The following is a 9,385-nucleotide window of genomic DNA, read 5'->3' as shown; positions in this document are numbered from 1 at the left end:
GTGGACATGTTCATCTGCTTTCTATACTGAGTTGGGGAATTCTAGTATATCAGACGAACATGTCTTTTTTGTTGCACTTCATTTTACAACGCGGGTATTTTTTTCAAAGAAAGGTATGATTGCCTCAAAGGCGACATCTACAAAAGGATGGAGGTCATACATGTCAAAGTGACTTGCTTCAGGGACAACTAACCATTCTCTTACATCACTCTTGGCTGCATCAAAGATTTCACGAGATGCTGGTTGGCTCCAGGCATTTTCAGCAGTAACAACCAAGTACGGTTTGGTCATATCTTTCATGATATTTGTCACATTGTAATTGATCAGCTCTAATTGACTCCAAGCCACGACTTGATTGCTCCACCGTGCACGATTTCCACGAGCAGAATAGTAATATTTTGCCCCCTCATCAAAAGCACGAGGTTGGAAATTAAGTGTAATTAGGTCACCTGTCCCATTTTCATAAGCTTCTTTAGCTGCCTTCACTTCCTCTTCAGGTAAGAAGAATGATGTCATTGGTGACGTTGAAATATCAGAAATCGCTGGTACTACGGCGGTAATAGCTTTCAAACGGCTATCTTTCACACCGGCTACTGACATATAAGAACCTGAACCACACATACCTAAACCGCCAATGCGGTTCTTATCGACATAAGGAAGGCTCTCGAGAAAGTCTATCGCTCCTTCGATATCTGATTGTTTAACATCAGGAAGCTCTTGCTGACGTGGGAAACCTTGACTTTCGCCAAAATAAGCGCCATCAAATACCAAGGTCACATAACCAGCTTCTGTAAGAGCATCTGCATAAACTGCTTGAGCTTGTTCTTTTACAGAAAGCATTGGACCCGTTACAACTACTGCTGGATAATTATTATTCAAATCGAAGTTTGCAGGTAAGCGAAGGAGGCCTGCAAGGCGGAGATTTAATTCCTTGTTCATAAAAACAACATTTTGTATTTGCATCATTCATTTCTCTCTTTCTTTAATGGAGTCGTTGCTTAGTAAAAGCTAGGTTTGGTAAAAGCAGTTCCTGCTTCACCTAATCCCAAACTTTCGCGATGATAATTTTCTTTACCAGTGAGTAAGTCAACCACAAATTGTGCTACCGATTGTCTTGATACCTGAGCGGAAGTAAAGGGCTCACCTTTTCGAGTTATTTCTATAAGAACCAACCCCTTATTATAAAGCCAAGTGATGCGGAGCAGGACATAGTCCAAGTCACTTGCTTCAATCATGTCAGCAAAGTCACGTACTGGAGAAGTCCACATAATTCCTGTATTTTGCCGATACCATTTTTGAAAAGAACCAGTAATCTCTTGATAAATATCAGGAACACTTAAAGCAATCAGTCGTTTTACACCAGACTCTATAATAGAATCTAGTGCAGTTTGTAAGACCTCAGGGCCTGAAACGTAATTAAGATAAACCGCATCTACTCCCTCTAAAGCTTTCAATAATTGTTCTTTATCATCAAACTTACCATCTATGAGTTGAACTCGTTCAGATGCCAAATCAGAAAGCCTAGTATGAGCATTTCTCGCATACAGAACCAACTGAAAATCTGTTTGTTCTAGCAAGTAATCTGTAACCATCCGTCCAATTTGGCCAGCAGCCCCTAAGATTAATACTTTTTTCATTCCGGTTACCTCACTTTTTCACTTAGTCATTTGCATGAATATCATAAGCCGTTAATAGATATTCTCCTACACCTGGCGCATCTGGATTATGAGATCCCTTTCCTTTATCAAGGGCACGGAGTTCGGCTAGTTCATCAGCAGTTAATTCAAAGTCAAAAATATCTTTGTTGGATGTCATACGGCTCTTTTTAGTTGATTTTGGCAAGACAACGATACCCTCTTGGTTGGCAAAACGCAAGATAATCTGACCAACATCTTTGCCATACTTACTTGCAAGTTTTGTGATCACAGGCTCTTCGAATAATTCTTTATTACCTTGTCCAAGCGGAGCCCACGCTTCAATAGTTACTTGATCTTTCGCAAGCAAGTCACGTAATTCTTTTTGTTGGAAGTATGGGTTGAACTCAACTTGGTTGACAGCTGGGATAGTCGCAAAATTTGGAATAAATTGTTTCCAAAAGTTTGGTGTGAAGTTTGAAACACCGATGGATTTGATTTTACCAGCTGCTTTGGCTTCTTCAAGAGCTTTCCAAGCCTGCTCCACTTCCCCGTAAGGTTGATGAAGTAGATAGAGGTCAAGATAGTCAAGTCCCATTTTCTCTAGAGTCGCATCAATCGTTGACTTAGCAGTCTCATAGGCAAAATCCTGAATCCAGAGTTTACTGGTTACAAAGATTTCTTCACGTGGAATACCTGAATCCTTGATAGCCTGCCCAACTTCTTTCTCATTGAAATAGGCTTGAGCCGTATCGATATGACGGTAGCCAACTTCCAAAGCTTCTTTCACTGCTGTATAAGTTGAACCATCCGCTGGAATTTGGAATACTCCAAAGCCAATTGCAGGAATCTTGTTTCCATCGTTTAATGTGATTTGTTGTGTCATATGTTTTTTCCTCTTTCTTATTTATGAATCTATTTTATTTTTAAAAGAGTGAATAGTACAATACTTATTGTTTATTGCAGTATTGATTTTACAAATACTGATAGACTATTCATCTGAGTCAGCTTTTTTCTACCATTTGTCAAATGTGCCAAGGGTTTAAAGCAAAACCATCTTGAGTACAGTAGCCAAATATCAGTTATTGTCCCCTTTTTTTCTGAGCTAAGGAGGGATAAAAGTACACAGAAAAACAACACCTTATCTAGCCTTTTTAAACATAAGGTGTTAGAATAGTATGGCATAACTAACTTTATTGATTTTTGGGTCGAAGCGTAATCGTAAAGCTTATTATGCGTTATGAGGTAATACATTGTCCGTATGAGACGATGTATAGAGGCAATCGTATGTGGCTTGGTTGAAGTCACTTGCGATTGTCTTTTTCGTTTCTCATAAAAGTCTGCAATATGACAAGGATTAGTGTGACTAGCTGAAGCGATGTTGTGAATACACTTGAAGAGAATCTTTCTAGCATAAGGATTTCCTCGTTTGGTGATGTGTTCCTTAGCAAGAAAGTTCCCCGACTCATAGTGCCTGAGATCAATTCCAATAAAAGCGTTCATTTGGTTGGCAGACTGAAACCAACGAATATCTCCCAATTCACCAATAAGTGATATCGCTGTTGTTTCTGCGATACCAGGGATAGACAGTAAGATATCGTATTCAGGTAAAGGCTGAGCCAGATCTACCATATTGTCTAGAACCACTTGTCTGCGTTCAGATAATCTTAGCAGTTCTTGCGCATAATAACGAACCTCTTCAATCATTGGAGAGGTTTTCTTGACGGCACAATAAGATTTGTGAGCTAGTTCAGTAAGCTTGTCAGCCAAATAAGTCACACGCTTGTTAGAGATACGTTTTGATGTCGAGTTTCGGATGACATTTGACAACTCATCACTGCTTAACTCTAGAACCATGTACTTACAAGGAAAAGCAGTGACTAAGTTCCAGTATTGTTCACCAGTTGGTGTTGACAAGAGGTTTTCCAACTCTGGGAAAGTAACTTGCAAGACCTTGTGGAGACGGTTTTTAGCTCTAACAATATCTTCAGTCAGATTTTGATAGAAACGGCTTAAGTCACGTAACTCTTGATAGGCTTCCTCTTGGATATAAGTTGGTTTGCGATTCAGTACAAACTGAGACTGAGCCAATTTTTCAGCGTCGATTTTGTCTGTTTTACGGACACGTAAGCTGTCTAGTTGCTTTTTAGCTTCTAGAGGATTTAGCCGTGTATATGCGTAGTCATTGTTCTCAAGAAAGGCTTGAAGACGACGAGAATAGACGCCAGTTGGTTCAAAGACAATCTCGGGATTAGAGACACGGTTTTCAAGTCTTCCAACAAGCGAGAAAACCCTATGACATCATTGGTCATTGAATAACCATGAATTTTCTCGCCATTGATAACAATAGCCACTTCCGAACTTGTTTTACTCACATCAATCCCAAATACAACTCGCATGATATTACCTCTATATCTTGAATGATTCCTTATTTTAGTGATGTCGTTTTCAATACACGACGTCCAGCGCCTAAAAGCCCTTCGACTTAACAAGACACCTCTACTTTAACATAATGAAAAAGTAGTGAGTAATTTCTCCCGTCGGAGATTTCCTCACTACTAATCTTAGTATGTTTTAGTGAATCGGTTACACTAAACTAGACAGAATTTATAAAGTGTTTTACACTAAAGAAAACAGGAGAATTCTATGTCTAGAAAAATATGCCGTCATTTTACAGATGACTTTAAACAACAAATCGTTGACCTTCACACTGCAGGTATGAAACGAAGTGCGCTGATCAAAGAATATGATTTAACCCCCTCGACCTTTGATAAGTGGGTGAGACAAGCTAAAACAACGGGCTCCTTCAAATCGATTGATAATCTTACCGATGAACAGCGGGAGCTGATAGCTCTTAGAAAGCGAAACAAAGAACTTGAAATGCAGCTAGACATCCTAAAGCAAGCGGCGGTGATTATGGCACAAAAAGAGAAATAATCACTGCTAACAAGGATAAATACAGCATTTCAGCCATGTGTCGGTGGTTGAATCTCCCGCGTTCCAGCTACTACTACAAAGCCTCAGAACCAGTATCTGAAGCGGAGTTTGAAGAAAAGGTGAAACAGATTTTTCTTGAAAGCAAATCACGATACGGTGCTCGAAAGATCAAGCAATGTCTGGCTACAGACGGAATTACCCTATCTCGTCGTCGTATTCGTCGCATAATGAAGCGTTTAAATCTCGTATCGGTTTACCAGCAGGCTAGCTTCAAGCCACACTCTAAAGGGAAAAACGAAGCCCCCATTCCAAATCTCTTAGCCAGACAATTCCACCAAGAAAGACCACTGGAAGCGATTGTGACAGATTTGACCTATGTCCGTGTTGGTCAGCGTTGGGCTTATGTTTGCTTGATTATTGACCTCTTTAATCGTGAAATTATTGGTTTATCAGTCGGTTGGCAGAAGAGCGCAGAACTCGTCAAACAAGCCATTCAAAGCATTCCTTATGCTTTAACGAAGGTCCATCTTTTTCATTCTGACCGTGGTAAGGAGTTTGATAATCAGCTAATTGATGAGGTCTTAGGAGCCTTTGGTATCACTCGTTCGTTAAGTCACACAGGCTGCCCCTATTACAATGCGGTAGCTGAGAGCACCTATCGCTCCTTTAAACTGGAGTTTATTCATCAAGAAACCTTTCAGTCACTTGAAGAACTAACCCTTAAAACCAAGGACTATGTCCACTGGTGGAATCATCATCGCATCCACGGTAGTCTCAATTACCAAACACCGATGGCTAAGCGAGTGACCGCTTAACAAAAAACACTTTATAAAAATTGTACAGAGAAGAGTTGCCTTTTCATTTATTGTAGAGCTTCTTCGGCACGTTTATCACTATACATGACAAATTCAACGATAAAAGTTAATACCATGGCGATAGTAAGGCAGATGAAGACTTTATAGAAGTCACTCATATTACCCGTGACAGGGTCGATATAATTAGCTAAGCCAAAGAGGCCTTGTCCACCCATGATATAGGCTTTCGCACCTGATATACCAAGTAAAACACCGCCAATCGCACCACAGGCAATGTTAATAACATATTCTTTCTTCAATGGCAAGAGGATTGAGTACATCAATGGTTCACCAACGCCACAAATTTGTGAAATGGTTGCTGGTAAAGCGAGGTTTCGAACTTTTGTACTGCGTGCTTTAGCACAGATAGCAAGCCCTTGAGCCATACCGACAAATGGACCAACTGCTGTAACAACGGCAATGTAGTCAAATCCATTGACCGCAATATTAGAAATCGCGATAGCAAGAACCGCCCAATGAAGTCCGAACATAACCAGAACACCAAAACCTCCACCGAGAATAGCGCCAGCAATGGCTCCACCAACATAAGGAATACTATACAAAGCAGAAACCAACCAAGCAAGGCTATTTGAAATAAGCGTAGCAACTGGTCCGATAACTAGATAAGTCAAAATGACGGTTACAACCAATGTTACAAACGGTGCAACAATATTTTTCAGCACATCAGGCAATGCTTTGCGCAAACTTCTATCCAACTTCGCAGCAAATAAAACGGCTAAAATAATCGGAATAACACTTGACGTGTAGCCACTAGCAGGCATGATGACAGGAATGCCAAATACAGTCGTGTAGTAACTCATTTCAAACGACGTTCCTTGGAACACCGTTCCTAAAACATCTGCTGTTGAGCTAAGGTTAACCATTGTTGGGTAAGTCAAAGCGGCACCAATAGCAGCACCGACAAATTCATTGACTTTGAATTTACGAGCAGCTGTAATTCCTAGTAAGATTGGGAAGTAATAGAAAAAGCCATCACCAAGTGCGTACAAAATCATGAACAATCCACTATCGGTATCAATCCACCCCAATGATGAGAAGAAGGACATTAGCCCTTTAACAAGCCCTGCTGCTGCCAAAACCATTAAAATTGGAGATAAAACACCAGAAATGGAATCCATAACTTTTGAGACAATGCCTGTCGATTCTTTAGCCACTGGCTCTTCTTTGTCGCCGCTAGCCAATTGGAGCTGGCTCATTGCCAAATCATAAAGAGGAACCACCAATTTTTCACCGACAACCACTTGGTATTGCCCGCCAGCTTGAACAACCGTCATAACTTCATCCAAATCAGTTAACGCTTTTTTATTAGCTAAATGGTCATCTTTTAACACAAACCGTAACCGTGTAACACAATGCGTCAATGATATCACATTATCTTTACCACCGACGTTTTCAATAATGGTTCTAACCAAATCTGCTTGATTTTTTTCCATAATAATTTCCTTTCTTAATGAACAATGTCATCCACCCATTGACTAAATTCTTCGTTATAATCGGCATCAGCATGCCCCATTCCCCAAATCAATTCATAATGAACATCAATACCACGCTTTTTCAAAGCTAACGCTAATAAGTAAGAAATCGCAAATGAGGTATCCGCATCTTTTGCCCCTAAACAAATACGATAATGAGAAGCAACCTGTTTTTCCTCCAAATCAGACTGCAAGAAAGTCATTGGATTTAAGAGTTTTCTGGCTAATATCAAATCTTCTTCTGCCAAATCAGCTTGAAATGCTTTCTGATAAGCACTCAATGCTGGCAATTTCTCAACATGCTTAGCTACGTTTTCAGAGAAGTGACAATGATTTTTATCACGACTTCCAAACACTTCTGTTTCAGGCGTTTGATAATCTAAGCTATCAAACGCAGGGCAATCTTTTTTACGTCCCATATAGTTTACAACATAAGCATCCAAGTCAAAGACAGTCGCTTGACCTTTCTCAAAATGGCACCACAATCCTTGCGGGTCTAATTCACGAGCCAATTCTTCCTTTTCATCGTTTGTTTGAGCATGTTTGGCGAGAAATTTATTGAGTGATAAGCTAAGTTGATTGAGAATACCTTGATAAAAATCCCCACCACGACCATCTGCCGTCAAGGATTCACCCAAGTGCAAGCTGTTCACATACTCAGGAAATTCAGCCGCTAAAGACTGACTTAATATCTGTTGACGTTTATTGATAATTTGAGGTCTAACACGTGAATTAAACGTATAAATTTTCTTTACTTGGAACATCCATTCATACGCCATATCAGCGTGTTCTAAATTTGTAATCGGACAAAAGCATTGTGCGGCAAAGACATCATCACGTTGGTCAAGCTCAGCACCAATTTCTTCTAAAAAAGGAAGATATTCTGCTCGATTTCCTGCGCTACCTAGTAAGCTGCTCATCGCACCGCCAGCACTCGTTCCCACACTAATGATTTTTTCAATATCACCAGGAATGTCATTGTGATGTTTTCTAAGCCATCTAACAGCCGCTTTTAAATCCACCAAGCCTGCAGGAGCTTTTCCAATACCATTTTGCGACTGACGACCTCTAGCTCCCACGCTGACAAGGACATAACCATCTTCCAAATAGCGTTGATTACGCGGCGTTACCATTGAAGGTTGACATTCAGCATAGCCACCAATATCATTGTAAAAAATGATAGGAACCGTCTGGCTTGTGTAGATTGTGCCATTTTGGTTTGTGAACACAGCGTCTCTATCAATTGTACCATCTGCAGTCATATAAACTGCTGGCACAAAGATATGTAAAGCCTCTAGTTCACTATCCTTCGGCTGAGCACAATAAACATTCTTCAAAGACATATAACAAGTATTCGTTTCATCAAAAATCCATTGATTAATCGACATTTAATCCTCCTGATTACTTAAGATATAAAGAGCTTAACCCGTGTTCAATTAAACTAAGATACAAAGCCCGTTAAAAGCTTGTTTTAAATACATATTATTTTTGGAAGCGCTCCTATAAATATAATATACAACATTATTTGTATTTTGTAAATAATTTATTTGATGTTTTTTAAATTTTTTATTTACATTATTCACGTCATCACCTATAATAAATTTAAGAGAAGGGAACGAATGGTATATGAATCCACTAATTATCATGGAAAGTTTGAAAGAACAATTCTCACCAGCAGAATTAGCTATTTATGATTTAATCAAAAAACAACCGTCTTTAGTCACCCATGCTACGACGACTGTTTTAGCCAAAAAAGCAGGTGTTTCTCAGCCAACGCTAACTCGTTTTGTCAAAACACAACTTGGCTATAAACGTTATCAAGATTTTCGCTTTGACTTTATCAACTGGCTTTCATCAAACAACGCCACAAACACTGATGAGGACAATGAATATTTCACGCGCCTCACCAAATTACTCGAACTCACCAAGGCAACGTTGACCGATAAGGTTATGACTGATTTAGCAAGCTTTTTATCACAAAGCGAGCATTTATTTGCGACTGGTGGTGCCAAAAGTTTTTTAAGTGCCAAATTATTTGAAACCTTGATGCGAAAAATGGGAGTTTATGTGTCATCTTATTCAACAGATTATCTTGATGATGCCGTTAACTATTTCAAAAAAGACGATTTATTGCTTATCTTTTCAGCAGGCGGCGATTCCACTTACATTCGCAAAATCACCAATTTGAAATGTAAAACACTTTTAGTAACAGCCAATCCAAATGCCAAATATCGAAAGCATTTTGATAAAGTCATCACACTCCCAACTCTTTCAGGAGACTGGGAATATGATTCCATTTCCCCAATTATGTTTGACATCTTCACAGAACTCCTTGTCACACATTATGCCAAACAAATGAAAGACTAACGCAACAATCATGACCACCCGTCTAACGGGTGGTTTGAACAGGGGCTATAAGCCCACATCACCAGCCAGCGCCTAAAGACGCTGGCTTTCACTTTGTTCA

7 protein-coding genes and 1 pseudogene are annotated in these 9,385 nt (G+C 39.6%); 2 read left to right on the top strand and 6 right to left on the bottom strand.

Going from position 1 to position 9,385, the window contains the following annotated elements:
• Nucleotides 1-78: 78 nt before the first annotated feature.
• The 4 genes and pseudogenes from J2S23_RS10915 to J2S23_RS10900 form a co-directional block, all read right to left on the bottom strand.
• Complete coding sequence (locus J2S23_RS10915) at nucleotides 79-966, bottom strand: alpha/beta hydrolase (protein ID WP_307122748.1); 888 nt, start codon at nucleotides 964-966, stop codon at nucleotides 79-81.
• A 32-nt stretch (nucleotides 967-998) separates the two neighbouring features.
• Nucleotides 999-1,637: an NAD(P)H-binding protein gene (locus J2S23_RS10910; RefSeq protein WP_307122747.1), complete on the bottom strand. Its 639-nt coding sequence runs from the start codon at nucleotides 1,635-1,637 to the stop codon at nucleotides 999-1,001.
• A 22-nt stretch (nucleotides 1,638-1,659) separates the two neighbouring features.
• The gene (locus J2S23_RS10905) at nucleotides 1,660-2,520 is read right to left on the bottom strand and encodes an aldo/keto reductase (RefSeq protein WP_307122746.1); all 861 of its coding nucleotides are present in this window, start codon (nucleotides 2,518-2,520) and stop codon (nucleotides 1,660-1,662) included.
• Nucleotides 2,521-2,837: 317 nt separating this feature from the next.
• Nucleotides 2,838-4,033 (bottom strand): annotated as a pseudogene (locus J2S23_RS10900) (IS110 family RNA-guided transposase); the annotation flags it as partial.
• 247 nt (nucleotides 4,034-4,280) lie between these two features.
• Here J2S23_RS10900 and J2S23_RS10895 point away from each other — a divergent pair.
• Nucleotides 4,281-5,386 (top strand): IS3 family transposase gene (locus J2S23_RS10895; RefSeq protein ID WP_307122745.1). Its coding sequence is split into 2 segments (ribosomal slippage): nucleotides 4,281-4,557 and nucleotides 4,557-5,386, totalling 1,107 coding nucleotides; the frame shifts between segments, so codons are not numbered across the junction.
• Between the two features lie 47 nt (nucleotides 5,387-5,433).
• On the opposite strand, the gene J2S23_RS10890 is transcribed toward J2S23_RS10895, so the two are convergent.
• Both J2S23_RS10890 and J2S23_RS10885 read right to left on the bottom strand, forming a co-directional pair.
• The gene (locus J2S23_RS10890) at nucleotides 5,434-6,879 is read right to left on the bottom strand and encodes a PTS transporter subunit EIIC (RefSeq protein ID WP_307122744.1); all 1,446 of its coding nucleotides are present in this window, start codon (nucleotides 6,877-6,879) and stop codon (nucleotides 5,434-5,436) included.
• Between the two features lie 14 nt (nucleotides 6,880-6,893).
• Nucleotides 6,894-8,306 (bottom strand): subtype B tannase, encoded by a 1,413-nt coding sequence (locus tag J2S23_RS10885; RefSeq protein ID WP_307122743.1) that lies wholly within the window; start codon nucleotides 8,304-8,306, stop codon nucleotides 6,894-6,896.
• Between the two features lie 238 nt (nucleotides 8,307-8,544).
• On the opposite strand from J2S23_RS10885, the gene J2S23_RS10880 reads away from it, so the two are divergent.
• A complete protein-coding gene (locus J2S23_RS10880; RefSeq protein ID WP_307122742.1) occupies nucleotides 8,545-9,285 on the top strand; it encodes a MurR/RpiR family transcriptional regulator in 741 nt (246 codons plus the stop codon).
• Nucleotides 9,286-9,385 lie beyond the last annotated feature (100 nt).

This window comes from Streptococcus moroccensis, assembly GCF_030812835.1.
In the GTDB taxonomy this organism is placed as follows: domain Bacteria; phylum Bacillota; class Bacilli; order Lactobacillales; family Streptococcaceae; genus Streptococcus; species Streptococcus moroccensis.
Note: the sequence above shows the minus strand (reverse complement) of the source record. Positions and strands in the feature narration are given on the sequence as shown.

Coding starts and splice junctions, on each gene's coding strand:
- J2S23_RS10915 (WP_307122748.1), bottom strand. CDS start 966: ATGATGCAAATACAAAATGTTGTTTTTATGAACAAGGAATTAAATCTC.
- J2S23_RS10910 (WP_307122747.1), bottom strand. CDS start 1,637: ATGAAAAAAGTATTAATCTTAGGGGCTGCTGGCCAAATTGGACGGATG.
- J2S23_RS10905 (WP_307122746.1), bottom strand. CDS start 2,520: ATGACACAACAAATCACATTAAACGATGGAAACAAGATTCCTGCAATT.
- J2S23_RS10890 (WP_307122744.1), bottom strand. CDS start 6,879: ATGGAAAAAAATCAAGCAGATTTGGTTAGAACCATTATTGAAAACGTC.
- J2S23_RS10885 (WP_307122743.1), bottom strand. CDS start 8,306: ATGTCGATTAATCAATGGATTTTTGATGAAACGAATACTTGTTATATG.
- J2S23_RS10880 (WP_307122742.1), top strand. CDS start 8,545: ATGAATCCACTAATTATCATGGAAAGTTTGAAAGAACAATTCTCACCA.